This window comes from Streptomyces sp. NPDC088246 (assembly GCF_044741025.1).
Taxonomy (GTDB): Bacteria; Actinomycetota; Actinomycetes; order Streptomycetales; family Streptomycetaceae; genus Streptomyces.
On record NZ_JBIURV010000021.1, the window covers coordinates 114,278 to 134,290 of the forward strand.

General features: G+C 70.7%; 10 protein-coding genes and 1 pseudogene. 9 read left to right on the top strand and 2 right to left on the bottom strand.

The window, feature by feature from the left end; all coding sequences use genetic code 11:
* The first annotated feature begins 2 nt into the window (after window positions 1–2).
* The 4 genes and pseudogenes from ACIPEK_RS27220 to ACIPEK_RS27235 all read left to right on the top strand — a co-directional run bounded on the left by ACIPEK_RS27220 (window position 3) and on the right by ACIPEK_RS27235 (window position 6,762).
* Window positions 3–2,120, top strand: coding sequence for a PQQ-dependent sugar dehydrogenase (locus ACIPEK_RS27220; RefSeq protein WP_402001019.1), 2,118 nt, complete (start codon window positions 3–5; stop codon window positions 2,118–2,120).
* Between the two features lie 89 nt (window positions 2,121–2,209).
* A pseudogene (locus tag ACIPEK_RS27225) lies at window positions 2,210–2,318 on the top strand (threonylcarbamoyl-AMP synthase); the annotation flags it as partial.
* A gap of 264 nt (window positions 2,319–2,582) precedes the next feature.
* Window positions 2,583–4,445 (top strand): PQQ-binding-like beta-propeller repeat protein, encoded by a 1,863-nt coding sequence (locus ACIPEK_RS27230; protein ID WP_402001022.1) that lies wholly within the window; start codon window positions 2,583–2,585, stop codon window positions 4,443–4,445.
* 22 nt (window positions 4,446–4,467) lie between these two features.
* Entirely contained in the window at window positions 4,468–6,762 is a 2,295-nt protein-coding gene (locus tag ACIPEK_RS27235; protein ID WP_402001025.1) for a WD40 repeat domain-containing protein, read from the top strand.
* Between the two features lie 4 nt (window positions 6,763–6,766).
* Here ACIPEK_RS27235 and ACIPEK_RS27240 read toward each other — a convergent pair whose 3' ends face one another.
* Window positions 6,767–7,093, bottom strand: coding sequence for a hypothetical protein (locus ACIPEK_RS27240; RefSeq protein ID WP_402001028.1), 327 nt, complete (start codon window positions 7,091–7,093; stop codon window positions 6,767–6,769).
* A 56-nt stretch (window positions 7,094–7,149) separates the two neighbouring features.
* On the bottom strand, window positions 7,150–9,336 hold the full coding sequence (locus ACIPEK_RS27245; RefSeq protein WP_402001031.1) for a hypothetical protein: 2,187 nt from the start codon (window positions 9,334–9,336) through the stop codon (window positions 7,150–7,152).
* 189 nt (window positions 9,337–9,525) lie between these two features.
* Between ACIPEK_RS27245 and ACIPEK_RS27250 the strand changes: the two genes are divergently transcribed.
* The 5 genes from ACIPEK_RS27250 (at window position 9,526) to ACIPEK_RS27270 (ending at window position 19,997) form a co-directional block, all read left to right on the top strand.
* Complete coding sequence (locus ACIPEK_RS27250; protein WP_402001033.1) at window positions 9,526–10,566, top strand: LacI family DNA-binding transcriptional regulator; 1,041 nt, start codon at window positions 9,526–9,528, stop codon at window positions 10,564–10,566.
* A gap of 19 nt (window positions 10,567–10,585) precedes the next feature.
* Window positions 10,586–13,594, top strand: a complete 3,009-nt coding sequence (locus ACIPEK_RS27255) for a glycoside hydrolase family 2 TIM barrel-domain containing protein (RefSeq protein WP_402001035.1) — start codon at window positions 10,586–10,588, stop codon at window positions 13,592–13,594.
* A gap of 89 nt (window positions 13,595–13,683) precedes the next feature.
* Complete coding sequence (locus ACIPEK_RS27260) at window positions 13,684–14,751, top strand: LacI family DNA-binding transcriptional regulator (protein WP_402001037.1); 1,068 nt, start codon at window positions 13,684–13,686, stop codon at window positions 14,749–14,751.
* 565 nt (window positions 14,752–15,316) lie between these two features.
* Complete coding sequence (locus ACIPEK_RS27265) at window positions 15,317–17,089, top strand: glycoside hydrolase family 36 protein (protein ID WP_402001038.1); 1,773 nt, start codon at window positions 15,317–15,319, stop codon at window positions 17,087–17,089.
* 79 nt (window positions 17,090–17,168) lie between these two features.
* A complete protein-coding gene (locus ACIPEK_RS27270) occupies window positions 17,169–19,997 on the top strand; it encodes a hypothetical protein (RefSeq protein WP_402001040.1) in 2,829 nt (942 codons plus the stop codon).
* Window positions 19,998–20,013 lie beyond the last annotated feature (16 nt).

The following is a 20,013-nucleotide window of genomic DNA, read 5'->3' on the forward strand; positions in this document are numbered from 1 at the left end:
GCATGGCGTCACGACGTACATACCGAAGGCACTGGGCGGCCGTGGCCGTCAGCGCAGCCCTCGCCCTGGGCGGTCTCGCCGCTCCTTCCCATGCCGACGAGCCCGCTGCGGCGACAGCCGCCCTGACCGACCCCATTCCGCAGAAGCCCGTCCAGTCCAGGACGGGTCTCGTCCTGCAGGAGTTCGCACAGTTCCCCAAGTCGGAACCGGTCCCGGCGCCGACGGACCCGCGCCTGATGCGCCACGCCCGGATCAACACCATCAATGAACTCCCCGACGGCTCCGGCCGGATGGCGACCCCCGACCTCAACGGCACCCTGTACCTCACCGACCCCGGCGCCGCGACGCGCACCTCCGGGGGCACCCCGCACCCGTACCTGGACGTCAAGGCGGCATTCCCGCACTTCTTCTCGGGCCGCGGTCTCGGTCAGGGCTTCGGGTACGCCGCATTCCACCCGGAGTTCGGAGCGAACGGGCGCTTCTACACCATCCATACCGAGCTCGCCTCGCAGGCCACCGAGACTCCCGATTACCGGCAGGCCGGCACCCTCACCTATCACGGCATCATCACTGAGTGGACCGCCGACGACCCCTCCGCGGCCGTCTTCCACGGCACCCGTCGCGAGGTGTTGCGTATCGGCTTCACCGGCCAGGTCCACGGCATTCAGCAGATCGACTTCAACCCGACGGCAAAGCCTCACGACGAGGACTACGGCCTCCTCTACCTCGCGGTGGGCGACGGAGGCCAGGGCGTCGGCAACAGTGAGCCGCAGAGCCTGACGCTCCCGCACGGCAAACTTCTGCGGATCGACCCCGCGGGCCGTGACAGCGCCAACGGCCGGTACGGCATACCCAAGTCCAACCCGTTCGTCGGTGAGCCCGGTCCGCTCGGGGAGATCTACGCCATAGGCATGCGGGATCCGCACCGCTTCAGCTGGGACGCGGGCGGCAGCCACCGTATGTATCTCGGCCACATAGGCGAGCACGCCATCGAGTCGGTGTACGAGGTCAAGGCCGGTGACAACTTCGGCTGGAGCGAGCGCGAGGGCCCCTTCGCCTTCGACAAGAAGACCACCGACCCGTGCGCCCGCATCCTCCCTCTCCCCGCCGATGACGCCCAGTACGGCTACACCTACCCGGTCGCCGCCTACGACCACGACCCGGGACCCGACTGGAACTGCCGGTCGGACGTGGGTCGCGCCATCGCCGGAGGCTCCGTCTACCGCGGCAAGGACGCGCCGGCACTGTTCGGAAAGTACATCTTCGGCGACCTCGTGGACGGCCGGATCCTGGCCGCGGACACCCGCGACATGCGCCGCGGCGCCGGCCTCGCGCCGCTCGAGCAGCTGATGCTCTTCGACAAGTCCACCGGGAAGACGGTCACCATGCGCGACCTCGCCGGTGACCAGCGTGTCGACCTGCGCTTCGGCTCCGACCGCAGCGGCGGCCTGTACATCGTCTCGAAGGCCAACGGCAAGGTCTGGAAGGTGACCGGAACCCGCACCTTCGCCGACTGCGAGATCGGCAACACCCCCACCACCCACACCACCGGGCCCGACAACTGGGCGCCGGTCACCCCGGCCAAGTGGGCGTACACCACACGGGAGACGGTCATGACCGAGCCGGGCGTCGCCCGCCCGGGCCCGCGCCGCCCCTTCGAGTACGCCGTCCTGGCCGCGGGCCCGCGCTACTCCTCGGTCACCGTCGAGGCGGAGGTGCGGATCGACACCCCCGTCGAGATCACCAACCGTGACGTCATTCTCATCTGGGACTATCAGTCGGACACCCGGTTCCAGTACGCGCACTTGTCGAGCGACAACACCATCTACCCGCACAACGGTTTGTTCACAGTCAACGACGCCGACCGGCTGCGCATCGACGACCAGTGGAACGGAACTCTCGGCGCACCTCCGGCGATCAGGGACGACGGATGGCACAAGGTGCGCCTCACCCACTGCGCCGACACCGGTGAGACCGCCGTCTACCTGGACGGCAGCCGCAACCCGCTGATCACGGCCACCGACCCGGTCTTCGCCTCGGGCCGGGTGGGTTTCGGATCCTTCGACAACGTGGGCCGCGTCCGTCACCTGAAGGTGACGGGCACTCCGGCCGGCGACTGACCTCGCGGGAGCGGGCCGAGTTCGTCGGCCCGCTCCCGCACCGTCCCCACATCCGCTTCCGTTCAGCGAACCCGACGCGGCGACAAGTCCTGGGATGCCGGCTGGGCAGCCGCGACGGCCCCAGCCGGATCAGATCGATCCGGAACCTCGACGATCGCCACCTTCACCCCGGTGTGCCGGGACTTCGCGCAGCCCGGGGCAGTTCGTGCAGGCCGGAGCACCGAAATCCTCACGCCCCGCCCCGGACGGCCGCCCGGTAGTAAAAACACCCGGCCGACCCCATGCCCCGACGTGCGCACAGTCGGCGAAACGGACCCCGCAAAGCGACGAACGAAGACGCCGACGACCCACGTCCACGCCGCAAAGGTGAAAGGTGAAGCCAGCCCCGGCCAAGGCCTGACACCCTTGCCACGAGGGGAGTTGGGGCCGAGTAGGCTCTCTGGGCGGGCAGAGGAGTGGGGCATGCCGAGGAAGAAGGATCAGCGGGACCGCAGCGCAGCGCGGCGTCGCCTGGCGAAGGAACGCGGGTGGACGTACACGGACTGGCACCCCGAACGCCTGCAGTTGTGCGCGGGGCCGCTCGGCGTCGATGCCGAGAAGGCGATGGCCCTGGACGCCGTGAGCGGCACCCTGGACGGCCACTGGTTCAGCGTCTTCGACTGTGTCACCGACGACCCCTCGGCCGCCCGCACCGTGTACCTCGTGCAACTGCCGGCCGTGCTGCCGCTGGTCGCGGTGAGCCGGCACTCGCTGGCCGTGGACACGATCGTTCCGCTGCTGAAGCGGCGCGTCGCCGAGCGCCCGGACCGCCATCTGTACGAGCTCGGCGACCCGGTCTACGACGCCGTCCACGTCGTGGAGAGCGTGGACCCGGAGACGGCGGCGCGGCTGCTGACCCCGGCCGTGCGCGAGTTCGCCGACGACCGCCGCTGGCTGGAGTGGCAGGTGGACGGCGGCTACCTCTTCTACGCGGAGCCTGCGGGGCCGCGAAGGGGGAAGGACGACGCCAACGCGGTCCTGACCGAACTGCGCTCGCTGGTCGACCTGGTGGAGGTGATGGACCCGGGGTTGTGGGGCGAGACGGCGGCCGCGGTCCGTGGCGTCGGCGACGGCCGTACGGGGGCGCAGAAGGTCCCCGGCGATGCCGGCGGTGAGATGGCGGACCCCGTTCGCGGGACCGTATCGGACGCCGTGCCCCCTGCCGGAGCGCAGTCGGCGCCCGGGCCCGACCGCGGACCGTCCACCATGGTCCGCGGTGGCCCGGCCCACACCGGTGTCTATCCGAAGGGCACGCTGCCGTCCGGCTTCGAGGCGTGGAGCGTACGGCTGCCGGACGCCGTCGTCGCCGCGCCGGCCGTCTGCGCGGGCACCGTGTACGTCAACTGCTCCGACGGCCGCTGCTACGCGCTGGACGCGGTGACGGGCGCGGCGCGTTGGTCCTTCGACGCGGTCGGTGCCCTGAAGGAGACGCCGGCGGTCGCCGGCGGGACGCTGTACGTCGTCGGCGAGTCCGGCGTGCTGCACGCGGTCGGCGCCGCGGACGGGCAGGAGCGCTGGCGGCAGCGGGTGGGCCACTCGGGCGCGCCGGTGGTCGCCGACGGCCTGCTCTACGTCGTCCACCACCCGGCCAACCTGCTGCGTGATGCCTCCCGGATCCGCGCGCTGGACGCGGCGACCGGCGAGGAGCGCTGGGAGCGGCGGCTGCCCGACGGGTCGGCCGCCGCAGCGGCGGTCGCCGACGGCCGGGTCTATGTGCAGGGTGCGCGGGCCCAGTTGACCGCCTTCGACGCGGTGAGCGGCGAGGAACTGTGGCACCAGGGCTCCACCGCGAGCCAGTTGAGCTGCTGCACCCCGAGTGTCGCGCACGGCATGGTCTGCGCGGGCACCGGCGCCGGCCAACTGTACGCCTACGACGCCGCCACCGGTGAGCAGTTGTGGGGCGCGCAAGCGGCGGGCGTGGTCGACAACACCCCGGCGCTGACCGAGGGTCTGGTCTTCGTCGGCGACAGTCACGGTGGCGTGTACGCGGTGGACGGCAACGACGGCGGGCTCCTCTGGCACCTGCCGAACCGTTATGGCGCCTCGTCCCCGGCGATCTGCGGTTCGTCCGGGTGGATCGTCAGCACCAAGTACGGGCGCCGCCTGTTCAAGATCAGCCTGAGCGCCGGCGTGGTCCTGTGGCGGCACGCACTGGATGGCCGCGGCACCAACCCCGTCTACGCCGACGGAGTCGTCTACGTCGGCACGCACGCCGGTACCGTGCTCGCGGTGGACGCCGAGACAGGTCACAAGCCCGCCCGGGCGCGGCGCAACCTGCGGGTTTGAGCGGACGGAGGGAGCGCGGGTGATGTGGACCGACATGGTCTTCCTGGTCGGCGCCGATCCGGGCGAGGTGCTGCGTACGGCACCGCCGCCGGCCGACGAGGACGAGCGGCGCACGGCGACCGTGTACCGCTCGGTGGCCCGGCGGCTCAGCGGGGCCGACGGCGTGGGCCGGGCCCAGCTGCTGTCCCTGGAGGCGGCCCGCTTCGGGTGGCCCGGCCTGGCCGCACGGTTCGCCTCGGCCGCACCGCCCGGGGAGCCGACCGCGCCCTGGCGGGTGGGCTGGGCGACGGGACGGCTGGCCGACGAGCGGATCGTGCGGGTGATGCGCTGCGACGGTGTGCACGCGGTGCTCGCCGTGCGGAACGGGCGGCTGGTCGCCGTGGACACCGGTCCGTTCGGCGAGGTACGGGCCCTGGACGTGCTCGACGGGACCTCGATGGACCTGTTCAAGGCCCCGCAGGACGCCCGGGTGGTGGGGTCGGTCGAGGCGGGCGGGCGGGTACTCGTCCTTACCGGCCACGAGGCGCGCGACCGGCACTGGAACACCGACCGGCAGGGGCCCGACGACACCGTACGGGCCTGGGACCTGAGCACCGGCGAGCCGGTGGGCGAGCCGCTCGCCGTGGCCCATGGCCGCCTCACCACGGTGGCGTCCGCCCGGGCGGACGGCCGGACACTCCTGGTCGGCGGTGGCTGGGACGGGCTGGTCCGGGTCTGGGACCCGGCCACCGGCAGGGAAGTCGCCGAGCCCGCCGGGGGACACCAGGGCTGGGTGACCGCCGTTGCGACGGCGCGGGTGGCGGGCCGCCCGGTCGCCGTCACTGCGGGGGAGCACGACCATCACGTCCTGGTCCGGGACCTGCTCAGCGGCCGCCCGGCCGGCCGGCCGCTGACCGGCCACTCCGCGCCGGTCCTGGCCGTGGCCACCACCCACGCGGACGGCCGGGCCCTGGCCGTCACCGCGAGCGAGGACCACACGGCCCGCGTCTGGGACCTGGCCACCGGTGAGCAGCTCGGCGCCCCGCTCACCGGCCACGGCCACCGCGTCAGCGCGGTCACCACCGCCCGCGTGGACGGCCGCACCCTCGCCGTCACCGGGGGCTGGGACCACACCCTCCGGGTGTGGGACCTGCTCACCGGCGCGCAGCTCGCCGACGCCTTCACCGGGCACGACCAGCCGGTGCGCGGGGTGGCGGTCACCACTTCGGACGCGCGGCCCGTCGTGGTCGCCCGGGCCTCCGACGGCCTGTTGCGTACGTGGCACCTCACCGAAGACCGCCACGGCGGCGACGCCGCCGACGGCCCGGGCCGGGAGACTGCGTCCCTGACCACGGCGACCGTGGGCGGCCGCCGGGTTGTGGCCACGGGCCGGTACGACGGGACGGTCGGCCTCTGGGACCTCGCGCGTCCCCGCACCCCCCAGCCCCTGCCCGGCCACACCGGCCCAGTCCTGGCCGGGGGCATGGCCACGGCCGTCGTGGACGGGCGCACCCTGCTCCTCACCGCGGGCCGGGACGGTCTCGTGCGGATCGCCGACCTGGAGACCCGTGAGACGTTCGGGGCCCCGCTCGACTGCCGGGACGCGGAGGCGGCCGCCCTCGCGACGGTTGTCGCCGATGGTCGGACCCTCGTCCTGGTGGGCACCCGGACCGGAACCATCCGGATCTGGGACCTGGCCGCACGGCAGGAGACCGGACCGCCCCTGGCCACCGGTGACGACCGGGGCGTACGAGCGGTCGGGGCCATCTCCGTCGACGGCCGCACCATCCTTGCCACCGGCCACGCCGACCGCACCGTCCGGATCTGGGACCTGGCCGACCGCGCCTCGCTCGGCCGGCCGCTGCAGGGCCACACCCGCGCGGTGGAGCGTGTCGCTACGGCCCGCGTGGACGGTACGCCTGTCGCAGTCACCACCGCCGGGTACGACCCGAACCCGAGGGTCTGGGACCTCACGACGGGCCGGGAGCGCGGCGAGCCGCTGCACGGCCACCGCCGCCGGATCGCCGACCTGGCCGTCACCACGCTCGACGACCGGGCCGTCGCCGTCACCGGCGGCGACGACGCCACCGTGCGCGCCTGGGACCTGCACACCCACACCCGGATTCGCCGCGCCCTGCGCTTCCCCTACCGGGTACACAGCGTGACCCCCGTCGACGGCGGCGCACTGCTGGTCGGCTTCGCCGACGAACTGGCCCTGCTGCCCCGGGCAGATCTCTCGGACGCTCCCCACCAGCTGATGCACCCGGGTGACGACGACGATGCCGTCTCAGGAGAGCCGGCCGGTGCAGGCCACCTTCCGTGGGTTCCACATGGTTGAGACATCAGCGAGAAGCTGAAGTCGGTGAAAATGCCAGCAGGAGTGCGAGTAAGAACAGGGCGACAGCAACCAGCCACGCAGTCATGCTGTCGGAGGGGCAGAGGGCAACGGCCCACCAGGCGTGGGCCGCGTAACCATCGGGGTTGCAGGCGCGGCCGAGGATGAGGTTGATGATGAGGAACATCAGCCCTGCTCCTGCTGCCGTGGCTTCGTTGGCGAGGCGGCGTGTGAGGAGTACGAGGGCGAGGAGGAGAGTGACGTTGCGGGCGATGTCGATCCCCGTCACCGGTCCGGCCGCGTGCGCGAGGGCCGCAGTGACAGGTACAGACATGACCAACCCTTGATCAATCAACTCCTCGTACAAAGGGCTGGCCATCGGGATGACGCTCAGGGGACCCAGCGGTAGAGCAGCACCTTGTTGAAGAGATCGTCCTCGACGTTGACCAGGTACTCCCCGGTGGAGCGCCGGACCGCGGAGATGCCGTAGGGGATGTCGACCCACCCGGTCCGGGTGACTCCGCCGACGTTGCTGCCGGGGAGCCAGCTGCCGACGGCGCTTCCGTCGCCGGCCCTCCAGACCCAGACCTGGCCGCGGGTCTGGACACCGACCGTGAAGATGTAGTCGCCTGCCCACGCGAGGCCCACCGTCGTCACCGCCGGCGTCGCCGTGGTGTCCCAGGGCAGGAGCATCGTCCAGGTCGCCGTTCGGTTGCCGGTGCTCCAACGGTCGTAGCGCGCCAGGACCTTGCCGCACTCCTTCCAGTAGGCGTTGTCGAACGGCGCGGTGGGCGTGTACCCCGCCATATACATGACGTCGCCGTCCACGTCGTAGTGCAGGCGGCGGACCGTGGTGAACGGTGCGGGCAGGGGGATCGTGACCATGCTGGCGTAGTCGTAGACCGGGTTGCCCTGGGCGTCGAAGCCCTGCAGGGGATAGCGGCGCAGGTTGCGGTCCCCGCCCTCCCAGACGTCGCCATTGGTGTCGACGAACCAGACCCAGCAGTTGCCCGGGGAGTTCTGGCCGGTGCCGGGCTGGAGGTATTCGCCGGCTTCGAACCTCCCGTTCCCGCTCAGGTCGCGCCAGATCCATTCGCCCTGCGCCGGCTGGTACGGCGGCCACGTGGGGTCGTCGCCGGTCCAGTGCTGTTTGAAGAACGCCCCGGACGGTTTGGCGATCTCGCCCTCGAAACGGTAGATGAGCAGATGCGAGGAGTACATGCCGGTGACATACATGTGCAGGGCGCCGTTTTTGCGCAGCAGGAACGGCGACGCGGCGTGGTGCTGGTGGCCGGTCAGGAACAGGCGTGCGTCCTGCGGGTACTTGACGGAGTCGAGGGAGTAGCCGCGCCAGGCCACATCGCGCCCCGGTGGCTTCGTGACGTCGAGACGGTAATGGCACTGCTTGGTGTAGACGTCCAGCCCGTCGGACTGCGGGTCGAAATCGGCGGCGTCGACGAAGGCGCTCCCCTGGAGCTGCCAGACCAGGTTTCCCAGGGGGTCGAACTTGCGGATCCACGACCCGAACTCGCACATGGAGACGTACACGTTGCCCGCCGAGTCACCGCCGACTCCGGTGATGCCGAAGAACTTGTCGGCGATGTTGCGGCCCGGAGTCCCCGCGCCGATACCACCGGCCTGGCCCAGGCTTCGCGCCAGCACCGGCGTCCCGGACAGGCTGCCGTACGTGTGCACCTGACGGAGCGGCCCGTTGTCGCCGACCAGTAGGTCGCCATGGACGTCGATCGCCAGCGAGGCCGGGATCCAGTCGCCCGTGGGCCCGTTGATGGTTCCCGGCAACGCGGTCCCGGTGTTGGAGAAGTGCAGGATCCGCGCCGGATGCGCGGAATCGACGTGCCAGAAATGTCCGTCGTTCGTGTCTCGTGTGATGTTCTCGACGACCCAGATGCCACCGTCGGCGTCGATTGCGACCGCGCCCGGCTTGTTGACGCTCCAGCTCCGCAGGAGCGACCCGGTGGCCGCGTCGAAGACCTTCACCTGGTTGGACACCCGGTCGGTGGCCACCACCTGCGTCGCCGAAGCGGCCGCTGCGGCCGGCGGGCTGCCCACGTCGAACGTCAAGGACGTGCGGGTGCCGTTCAGGTTGAAGCGGGTCAGGCCGTTGCCGACGGTGAGGTAGGCGTAGGCCCGGTTGACCGCGACCGCGTCGCCGTTGGCACCTCTGCAGTTCCCGACGAGGTGGCCGTCCTTGTAGATACCGGCATAGTTGCCGGCCTCGTCCCAGAAGCTGACGGTGCAGACCGCGCCGTCGGGGGTGACGGCGATGTTGAAGATGAAGTTCTGCACCCACTCGGTGGCCCCGGAGAACGTGTTCCCGGTCCAAGAGGTGACGACATCGGACGTGCTGATGGACGGGGAGGCAGCGGTCGTCGGTGCGACAAGGCTTCCTGACGTGACGTCAGGGGCCGCCGTAGCGGTGGCGGCGCTCTCCATGGACAACGCGCCGGCCAGTCCTGCCGCGATCGCGGCGTTCCTGCCGTAGGCCAGCGCCTGGCGACGGGTCACCGCGCCTTTGCCGGGTGAGGGGAGGTTACGTTCCGGCGTCCTGTCGCTCATGATCAGGATCCTTTGCTCGGTGAGCATCTTCCGGTCGGTCGAACGTCAAGTGACCGGTCACTTGACGTCGTTGAAGATAGAGTCGCTCAAGCGGTGCGTCAATCCATGTGAGTCTGCTTCCACTGGCTGACGGGCAGCCCTATGATCCGATGTGCTTCAAGTGAACGGTCATTGGTTAGGGGTCCTTGAGTGTCCGATCGGCCGACTCTGCGCACCGTCGCGGCCAAGGCGGGTGTCTCGCACCAGACGGTCTCCCGGGTGGTGAACGGCGACCCGACGGTCACCGACGGCGTTCGGGACAAGGTGCTCTCCGCCATGCGTGTGCTCGACTACCGACCGAGCGCGGGCGCCCGCGCCCTCGCGAGCGGGCGCACCGAGGTCGTCGGCGTAGTCCTTCCGTACAACCCCGGCTTCGCGTTCTCCAACGACCACCTCATCCGCCTGGTCGGGGGAGCGGACCAGGAACTCGCCGCCCGGGGCTACGGCTTGCTGTTGTCCACCCCCGAGGTGCCCGACGACGCGGCCTCGGCCCACCGGCGCTTCACCCGGCGCCGTCAGGTCGACGGGCTGCTCGTGGAGGCCGGGGCCGGCGGGGAGGCGCTGCCCGCGCTGCAGTCGGCCGGCTATCCCACCGTCGTCATCGGCTACACCGACGAAGACATCTACCGCGTCCATCCCGACGACGAGGGCGGCGCCTATGCCGTCACCCAGCACCTGCTCGCCCTGGGACACCGCCGGATCGGTGTCGTCAACGGCCCGGTGGAGAACCGGCTCGCCATGGCCGCCCGGCTGCGGGGCCTGCGTCGCGCCTTCGCCGACGCCCGCCGTACGACCCCCGACGGCCTGATGGAACACGGCGACTTCACCGCCGCGTCCGGCTACGCCGCGGCCGGACGGCTGATGGCGCGACCCGAGCCGCCCACCGCGATCTTCGCCTTCAACGACAGCATGGCGTTCGGTGCGATGCGCTGGCTGCGCGAGCACGGACGAGCCCTGCCGGCCGACGTATCCGTGGCGGGTTTCGACGACACCACGGCCGCGGAACTCGTCGACCCCGCGCTGACCAGCGTCAGCCTGCACAGTACCGACGTGGGCCGGCGGGCCGCACGGATCCTGCTCGACGTCCTGGACGGACGGCCCCCGGCGCAACGCGAGAACGTCACACCCAGCACCCTCGAAGTCCGCGCGTCAACCGCGCCGCCCCCCCAGGACGAACTGATCCGAACGTAGGGAAGGGACAGCCGAACCGATGGAGCACACGCAGCGCTTCCGCACCGCGAACGCCTACGTCGAGGACGTGTCACCCGGCAACGGCCGGGCACGGCCCCGTGCGTCGTTCCGCTCCGACGCACCGGCGATCGAACTGGACGGCCCATGGAGCTTCCGGTTGGCCGCCGGGCTGCACGACCTGACTCCGGGATTCGAGGACCCCGCGTTCGACGCGGAAGCCTGGACCCGCATCGCGGTGCCCTCGTGCTGGCAGATGGACGGTCTGCCAGGGCCCACCCGGTTCGGCACTCCCGCCTACACGAACATCACGTACCCGATCCCGCTCGACCCGCCCCGGGTGCCCGACGACAACCCGACGGGGGAGTACCGCCGGGAGTTCGAGGCCGAAGGGGGCTTCACCGGCGGGGGAGCGGCGGTCCTCAGGTTCGAGGGTGTGGACTCGTGCTTCGCGGTCTGGCTGAACGGGACGCGGCTGGGCGACGGCAAGGGCAGCCGGCTGCCGACCGAGTTCGATGTCACGGACGTGCTGCGCCCCGGACGCAATGTACTGGCGGTCAGGGTGCACCAGTGGTCCGCGGGGACCTATTTGGAAGACCAGGACATGTGGTGGCTGTCGGGGATCTTCCGCTCGGTGCGGCTGCTGGCCCGGCCCGCCGGGGGCATCGCCGATTTCTTCGTCCACGCCGACTACGACCACCACACGGGCGGGGGCACGCTGCGCATCGACGTCGAGGGCACGGCCCGGCTCACCGTCCCGGAACTCGGGCTCGTCGACGCCGACCCGGCCGGACCGCACGCCGTGACCGGTGTCACGCCCTGGAGCGACGAACAACCTCACCTCTACCGGGGCGAGTTGACGACAGCGACGGAACGGGTGCCGATCCGGATCGGCTTCCGGCGGATCGCGGTCGAGGACGGCGTGCTGACCGCCAACGGCAAGCCACTGCTGTTCCGAGGCGTCAACCGGCACGAATGGCATCCGGTCACCGGACGGACGCTGACACACGAGACGATGCTCGCCGACGTGCTGCTGATGAAACAGCATCACATCAACGCCGTCAGAACGAGCCACTACCCGCCGGACGCGGCCTTCCTCGACCTGTGCGACGAGTACGGGCTCTGGGTGATCGACGAATGCGACCTGGAGACACACGGCTTCTCGAAGAACGCCTGGCGGAGCAACCCCGGTGCCGACCCCGCCTGGCGGGCGGCGCTGCTCGACCGGGCCGAGCGGATGGTGGAACGGGACAAGAACCATCCCAGCGTCGTGATCTGGTCGCTGGGCAACGAGTCGGGAACCGGGGCGAACCTGGCGGCCATGGCCGCATGGATCCGCGACCGGGACCCGGACCGCCTCCTCCACTACGAGGGCGACTGGGACAACTGCGTGTGCACCGACCTCTATTCGGTGATGTACCCGGACCACTCCACGGTGGCGGCGATCGCGTGCGGACAGGAACCGCTGACCGGCGACCCCGCGAACGACGCGCGGCGGCGCGCCATGCCGTTGCTGCTGTGCGAGTACGGGCACGCCATGGGTAACGGGCCCGGCGGACTGCGGGAGTACCAGGAGCTGTTCGAGGCGAATCCGCGACTGGCCGGAGGCTTCGTCTGGGAGTGGATCGATCACGGCATCGCACGGCGGGACGACGGGGGAACCCTGTATCACGCCTACGGCGGGGACTTCGGGGAGCCCGTTCACGACGCCAACTTCGTCATCGACGGGCTGCTGTTCCCGGACCGCACCCCCTCGCCGGGCCTGCTGGAGTACGCGAAAGTCATCGAACCGGTCAGGATCGAGGCCGTGCCGGGCCGGACCATGGTGATCCGCAACCTCCACCACACACGTGACACCGGATATCTCAGGTGGGCTTGGAGCCTGGAGGCGGAGGGTGTCCCCGTGGCCGAGGGCGAGTGGGACGTACCGGTGATCGGGCCCGGTGCGCAGGACCGTGTCGATCGGCCCGACGCCCTGGCCAAGGCCGTCGAAACGGCCGGGCCAGGAGAGCTCTGGCTGACCGTGAGAGCCGAACTCGCCGCGAACGAACCCTGGGCCGACATGGGTCACACGGTCGCCTGGACCCAGATCGGTCTGGGTGCCGACAGCGCGTCGCAGGGCGTTCTGCCCCAGGCCCCACCGGCACGCGGAGGCGGCGGCCGGGTCGTGGCACCGCGCCGCGAAGGTCGCACGATCACGCTGGGCGCCGCCCGGTTCGACGCGATCAGCGGAACCCTGGTCCGCCTCGGCGGACTGCCCGTGCGCGGGCCCCGGGTCGATGTGTGGCGGGCGCCGATCGACAACGACCGGTTCTCACCGCTGGGCGCGGCATGGCAGCAGGCCGGACTGGACCGCCTGCGGCACAAGGTCCTGGGGGTCGAGACCGACGACGACGGGATCACCGTACGGACCAGGATCTCCCCGGCGGGCTCGGACCTCGCCCTGATCGCCGACTATCACTGGAGTGCCGAGGACGGGAACCGGTTTGTGCTGACCGTCGACACCGCACCGACGCGGCCGTGGCCCGTCCCGCTGCCCAGGCTCGGCGTCGCGATGACCCTGCCGGGAGAGTTCGACCAGGTCACCTGGTTCGGCCTCGGACCCGGTGAGGCCTACCGGGACAGCGACACCGCGGTGCGGGTCGGACGGTACGAGAGCACCGTCGAAGCCATGCAGACCCCTTACGTGCGCCCGCAGGAGAACGGCAACCGAAGACACCTCCGGTGGGCCCGCCTCACCCGCTCCCGTCCCGGCGGGAACGGCACCGGCGGCATCGAGATCACCGGCAGCCCGTGGTTCGACCTGACCGCGAAACCCTGGTCCACACAGGCGTTGCAGAGTGCGGCCCACACCGTCGGCCTGGAGCCCGACGCACTCGTCCACCTCAACCTCGACCTCGAACACCACGGCCTCGGCAGCGGCTCGTGCGGGGCTTCCGTCCAGCCACGGCATCACCTGGCCGCGGTTCCGGCAAGCTTCACGCTCGGGATCAGGCCCATCGAAGCGGAGGGTGGCAATGGCGTAGGGTGACCCGCGGGACCTCGGCGGCTGTGCGGTTGCCCAGCGAGACAACGTTGGCACCCTCACAGCGCCATGTCGCCGGGAGGAGCGTTCCGTCCATGAGTACACCGGGTCCGAGCACGGCCGGGCCGCGGCGCCCGACGATGGTCGACGTCGCACGCGAGGCAGGCGTCAGCCTCAAGACCGTCTCGCGCGTGGTGAACGGCGTGCCGACCGTCGACCCGGAGCTGGCCGAGCGCGTGCTGGCCGCGGTGACCCGGTTGGGGTTCCGGCGCAACAACAGGGCTCGGGACCTGCGTTCGCGCAGTACGTCGGCGACGGTCGGACTGCTCATCGAGGATCTGGCCAACCCCTTCTACGCGGGCATCGCCGCTGCCGCGGCACAGTGCGCACTGGAACACGACACGCTGCTGATCACGGCCAGTTCGGAGGAGGACGCCGACCGCGAGCGCAAGCTCCTGCTGCAGATGTGCGAGCACCGGGTCGACGGGCTGCTGGTCGTGCCCGCCGGCAGCACCGCCGACCACGTCTACCTGCGCGCCGAGATGGAGATGGGCACCCCGGCCGTCTTCCTCGACCGCCCGCCCACCAACCTGCGCGCCGACACCGTGCTCATCGACAACGCGGCGGGTGCGCGGGCCGCGACAGAGCACCTGGTGGCCCGCGGTCATGAGCGGATCGGCGTGCTGTCGGACTGGCTGAGCATCCATCCCATGGCCGAGCGGCTGTCGGCCGCCGAGAGCGCGCTGGAGGGGGCCGGGCTGCCGTACCGGCCCGACCTGATTCGGTACGGCCTGCACACACTGCGCGACACCGAGGCCGCGGTCGAGCGGATGCTCTCGGCGCCGCAGCCGCCCACCGCGCTCTTCGCCCTCAACAACCGGATCACCCTCGGCGCCCTCGGTGCGTTGAACCGGCTGGGGCAGGACCTGGACGTGGTCGGCTTCGACGACTTCGAGGCCGCCGGTCTGATGGCGCGTCCACTGACCGTTGTCTCCTACGACGTGCGTGCCATCGGCAGGATCGGCGCCGAACTGCTGTTCAAGCGCATCGCGGGGGACACGTCGCGCCCCAAGACGGTCGTCATTCCCACGACCCTCGTCGAGCGCCGCACGTCCGGTGCCGCGGCGGAGGACCTTCCCGTCGCACCGGACGCCGCCCGCTAGGACGCGGCGGAGGACCTCCCCGTCGCACCGGACGCCGCCCGCGAGGCCCGTCCGGCGATGCGCGTCGCGCGCCCGGCTGGAATTTCGAACACCACCTGGACGCGATGGCCACCGTCTCCCGCCGGTCGTCGTGCGTCCGTCGGGAAGCACCGGAGACATTTCAGGCGTGACGTCCGTGTCTCCAGGCCCTGTTGGGCAAGGTGAGGCGCCCGGGAAGCACCTGCACGCCGTCGGCACGACCCCTTGGACAACCGGCCGTCGACAGTCGTGTTGAACCCCTAGGCAACGTTGTCTCGCCTGGCTATGGTTCAGAACCGACCCAGGGAGGGCGACGACTACGGCCTTGTGCCGGTACAGCTCGCGTCGCACTGGATGACGGCCACCATTTCATTGTCATCGGCTACCTGACCAGGGCTGATCATCCCGTATATCGACGGGGAAACTGCTGATGTAAAGCCGGCACCTTCAGACGGATGGAGGCATCCCGAGCGAGCGTGCCGGATCGCGAGGCAACGTTGTCTCAGCTGGTTGTGTCTTGAGGGCCGGACCTCGGAGGGAATCGGAGATGGCCGACATCATGGATCCAGCGCAGTTGTGGGCCGACCGTGACGCGCTCCACGTGCACGGCGTCGAGGTCGCTCTGCTGACCGAAGGGCCGCGTCCCGAGGTGGAGCACGATAAGGACGGCGCGGTGATCCACCTTCAGGCCGGTCCGGCCGGGCCGACGTTGCTGCGTCTGGCCGTTCCGATCGGCGACGCCGTCGGCTACTGGCACCCGGCGGCGGGCTGGGACCGGCACCTGGTCGCGGACTGGGCGGGCGGCTGGCGCAGCGTCGGCCTCGTCGCCTCCGCGCCCCTGGGCTGCCTGTACGACGCGGCCGGCTCGGCGCTGCTGGCGTTCGCGTCCGGCCGGGTCACGGCGACGACCAGGATCCGGTTCGGCGTCGCGGAGGCCACGGCCCGCTTCGGGGTCTGGCTGGCCATGGATCTGCGTCAGGGAGAAGGCTGTCACGTACGCGTCCAGGCCCCGGGACGGTCCTTCGCCGACACGATGCGGGCTCTGACACGCCGGCTCTGTGACGGCGACGAACTGCCCACGCCCGACGCGGCCCGCACCCCGGCCTATTCGACCTGGTACTCGCTGCACCGGGACGTGGACGCGGCGCGCGTGGAGGCCGAGGCGGCGCGCGCGGCCGAGGTCGGTTGCGGGGTCCTGCTCCTGGACGACGGCTGGCAGCAACGAGCCCAGGGCCCCGGCTACTCCGGCAGCGGCGACTGGACGCCGGACCCGGCGAAATTCCCCGACTTCGCCGCGCACGTCAAGACCGTTCAGGGCCTCGGACTGCGCTGCCTGGCCTGGATCGCCCCACTGCTGCTCGGCGAACAAACCCTGGCGCACGAAGAGTTGAGGGAGTTCGCCCCGCATGCCGTACCGCGTCTTTCGTGCCGTGTCCTCGACCCGCGCCACGAGGAGGTCCGGCGGTTCGTCACCGAGGCCTGCGTGGACCTCGTACGCCGTTACGGCCTGGACGGACTGAAGATCGACTTTCTGGACTTCGCGATGGTCTACGCCCAGGAGGAGGGCGGCCGGTCCGGGACCGATGTCGGCGTGGCGATGCGGCTGCTGCTGACCGAGCTGCGCGAAGGGTTGCGTGAAGTGCGCGGCGACGAACTGCTCGTCGAACTCCGGCAGCCCTATACCGGTCCGGGCATGCTCGGCTTCGGTAACCTCCTGCGTGCCGAGGACTGTCCGGCCGACGCGACCGCCAACCGGGTGCGGACGCTGGACATCGCCGCCACCACGGCCGGATCCGTCCACTCGGACATGCTCATGTGGGATCCAGGGGCGACGGCGGAGGCGGCGGCCAGGCAGCTCCACTCGGCCCTGTACGCGACCCCGCAGATCTCCGTGCCACTGGCCGGGCAGTCCGCCGATCACCGCGCGATGACGGCCTTCTGGCTCGGATTCTGGCGCGACCACCGCGACGTCCTCACCCGCGGCGAGATCCGCGCGGGACGGCCCGACCAGCTCTACGAGACGGTGATCGCGAGCGCCGGGAAGCGAGCCGTGATCACCTACTACGCCGAACACCGTGTCGCTCCGCTGCGCCTCGAAGCCTTCACCGAGACCGCCCTCGTCAACTCCACCGCAGCCGCGCACGTGGCCCTGGACGTCGAGGGTCGTGCCGTGGAGGTCCGGCTGGACGCGGCGGACGCCTGTGGCCGGCCCGCGGGCTCGTCCGTCCGGATCCTGGGCCCCGGCCTGCACTCGATCCCCGCTCCCCCCTCCGGTCTGTGTGTGCTCAGGCCGGTGTCGCCCGCGGATTGCCCGCGCTGACGTCTGGAGAGGTCCGCTCGTGTCCAACAGCCAAGATCGACGTCCTCGTACCACCGCGGAATCGCCGGCTCCCGGTGAGATGTCCCGCCGCAAGCTTGTGGGCCTGGGGGCGGCGACCGTCCTCGGAGCAGCGGCCACCGGCGTCCTGACGCCGCACGCCCAGGCCGACGGCCGGGCCGCCCCGCAGGCCGCCGCGGCGGCGCCCACGGTCACCCTCGCCTTCTCCGACCCGACCGGGCTCTACCCGGTCGACGGTGACGCCCCGGCGACCCCCGACCTGCTGGTCACCGTGACCAGCCCCACCGCGCTGAGCGGAACCGTCGCCTGGTCCGTCTCGGCCCGGAACGAGTCCCCCGGAAACGGAACGGAGCCGTTCGAGGCGGCGGCGGGCACTCCGAGCACCGTCACGATCCCGCTCGGTTCGCTCGGCCCCGACTACTACCTGGTCACCGCGACCGTCACGGACTCGGCCGGGGCGCAGTTGCTCGCGCAGACCGTCGGGCTCGGCGTGATCCGGCCCACGGTCGCGGGACGTCGTCCGCAGTCGGTGTTCGGCATGGGCATCCGGCCGGAGTCCACCCCGGCGATCACCAAGCAGATCGCGCAGCGCATGGGCGTGAAGTGGACCCGGGGCATCGCCTCCGTCCAGCCCGACACCGTGTCGCCGAAAGCGGGGGTGTTCTGGCAGCAGCCCCAGATCGACGTCGCCCGGGCCGAGATAGCCGACTGGCACGAGCACGGGATCGAGACCCTCGGCGGCATCAACTACAACATGTCGTGGAACGTCCAGCCCGGCCCGAACGGCGAGCCGCTCAAGCTCTACCAGAACCGGCCCAAGGACATGGCCGCGCACGTCGACATGGTCTACCACGCGATCGCTCCGTTGCAGGACCTGGTTCCCAACTGGGAGCTGTGGAACGAGCCGTGGGTCCACGGCTGGACCTGGAAGACCGGCGACGCACAGGACTACCGGGACATGTGCCGGATGATCTGGGAACGCGTGAAGCCGGAGTACCCGGACGTGAACCTGATCGGCGGCGGCTCGGTCTCCTACAACCGCGACATCGTCTACGCCCAGGGCTCCAGGGACACCGGCTACATCGACGGTTCGGTCAACCACGCCTACGGCTACCCCGACGCGACGCAGTACGCGATGACCAAGACGCAGATCAAGATGGACAAGCTCTGGTCGCGGACGAACGGGCGCGCCGGGCAGTGGCAGACCGAACTGGGCACCGCCGCCCGCTACAACTTCGCGGACCTGCCGGCCGAGGAGGCCGCCTACGGGGTGGCCCGGACGCTGGCCCCGACCTATCTGCTGCACATGCTCGCCGGTGCCGAAGAGGACTCGCCCATCCGGATCTTCTGGTTCTCCCTGTCCTATGACAAGGGCTACTCCGGCGACGACTTCAACATCTACGACGCGAAGACCAGGACCCCGCGGCCCGTGGTGGTCGCCTACGCCACGATGACGAGCCTGCTCGAAGACTGCGAACTGCAGGGGGAGTTGTACCCGGACGCGAAGTCCACCTGGGGCTTCCTCTTCCGAGGTGCGGACGGCAAGGGCAGGGCCGCCGTCTACGCCGACCAGCTCTACGACGGCACCGACGAGCATCAGAGCGCCGGTCACACCGGCACCCTCACCCTGAACGACGCCCGCGGCATCCGCGCCTACGACTACCTCGGGCGCCGGCTCACCGGCGGCAGGTCGTCCCGTGTCTCTCTGACGCTGAAGCCGTGGGAGGCCGTCTACTTCGACAGCGACCTGTCACCGGCGGCGCTCCACAAGGCCCTGACCCAGGGCGCGCACTTCGACTACACCACACCGCTGCACGTCAGCCCCCTGTCCTTCGTGAAGCCGCTGGACTCGACCAGCACCATCGACGTAAGGGTGGAGAACGTCACGCCGAAGGCGCTGGACGCCTCGCTCAGGATCACCCCACCGCAGGGCTGGGGGGTCGCGCGGCGGACGGTCCCGGTCAACGGGATCAAGCCCGGGGAGTCCCGCACCGTCTCCTTCCCCGTCACGCAGTTCGAGGTCAGTGAGAAGAACCAGTACACCGTCGGACACGACGTCACCGTGGCTCACCGGCCGGGCTCGCACCAGACCGGGTCGCAGATCGTGCAGGTCGCCTGTCTCCCGTTCCGGCACATCACCGTCGGCGGGAGCGCGAGCCAGTGGAACGACGTCATCCCGGTGACGATGACCAGCGTGACCGCGGCCGGTGACAGCAGGACCTACTCGTTCCAGGCCGCCTGGGACGACGCCTTCCTGTACGTCAGAGCCCTGGTCGAGGACGACCTCCAGGTGTCGAACCCGGCGTTCGCTGCCGACGCGTACAAGTTTCCGTTCCAGGCGGACAGCGTCCAACTGGCCTTCGACGCCACGGCCGACAAGACCGAGGATCTGCTGGCCGGGGACCCGTACTACGAGAAGTGCCTGCGGTCGATCTCACACCTGTACGTCGCCACCCTGGCCACCGGGGGCCGTTGCGAACTGCACCGGCAACTGGCGCCGGGCACCAACTACCAGACCTTCTATCCGACCAACGCGGTGCTCCCGACGCCGCTCGGCCCGATGGACGCACGGCAGGCCGACGGCTCCGAGGGCCGGGTCCTCGTCTCCAGGGACGACGTACACAAGCAGACCAGATACGAGATCGCCCTCGCCTGGAGTCAACTTCCGGAACTGGCGGCCGAGGTGAGAGCGACGCCGCCCGGGAGCGTCGCGCGGGCCACGTTCGCCGTCCAGGTGCAGGACGCCGGAGCGACCGGTCACGGCGCCACCTACTGGACGACACAGGCGGCGCATCCGACGTCGGGCTGCTACAACTTCGCCCCGTTCTGGGGCGCCGGCGCGCAGTTCACCGGCGGTCGCGTCGACACCCGGTGGGGCATCGGGCGCTGAGCGGCGCTCGACCACC

Coding starts and splice junctions, on each gene's coding strand:
- ACIPEK_RS27220 (WP_402001019.1), top strand. CDS start 3: ATGGCGTCACGACGTACATACCGAAGGCACTGGGCGGCCGTGGCCGTC.
- ACIPEK_RS27265 (WP_402001038.1), top strand. CDS start 15,317: ATGGCCGACATCATGGATCCAGCGCAGTTGTGGGCCGACCGTGACGCG.
- ACIPEK_RS27270 (WP_402001040.1), top strand. CDS start 17,169: ATGTCCCGCCGCAAGCTTGTGGGCCTGGGGGCGGCGACCGTCCTCGGA.
- ACIPEK_RS27260 (WP_402001037.1), top strand. CDS start 13,684: ATGAGTACACCGGGTCCGAGCACGGCCGGGCCGCGGCGCCCGACGATG.
- ACIPEK_RS27235 (WP_402001025.1), top strand. CDS start 4,468: ATGTGGACCGACATGGTCTTCCTGGTCGGCGCCGATCCGGGCGAGGTG.
- ACIPEK_RS27240 (WP_402001028.1), bottom strand. CDS start 7,093: ATGTCTGTACCTGTCACTGCGGCCCTCGCGCACGCGGCCGGACCGGTG.
- ACIPEK_RS27255 (WP_402001035.1), top strand. CDS start 10,586: ATGGAGCACACGCAGCGCTTCCGCACCGCGAACGCCTACGTCGAGGAC.
- ACIPEK_RS27230 (WP_402001022.1), top strand. CDS start 2,583: ATGCCGAGGAAGAAGGATCAGCGGGACCGCAGCGCAGCGCGGCGTCGC.
- ACIPEK_RS27245 (WP_402001031.1), bottom strand. CDS start 9,336: ATGAGCGACAGGACGCCGGAACGTAACCTCCCCTCACCCGGCAAAGGC.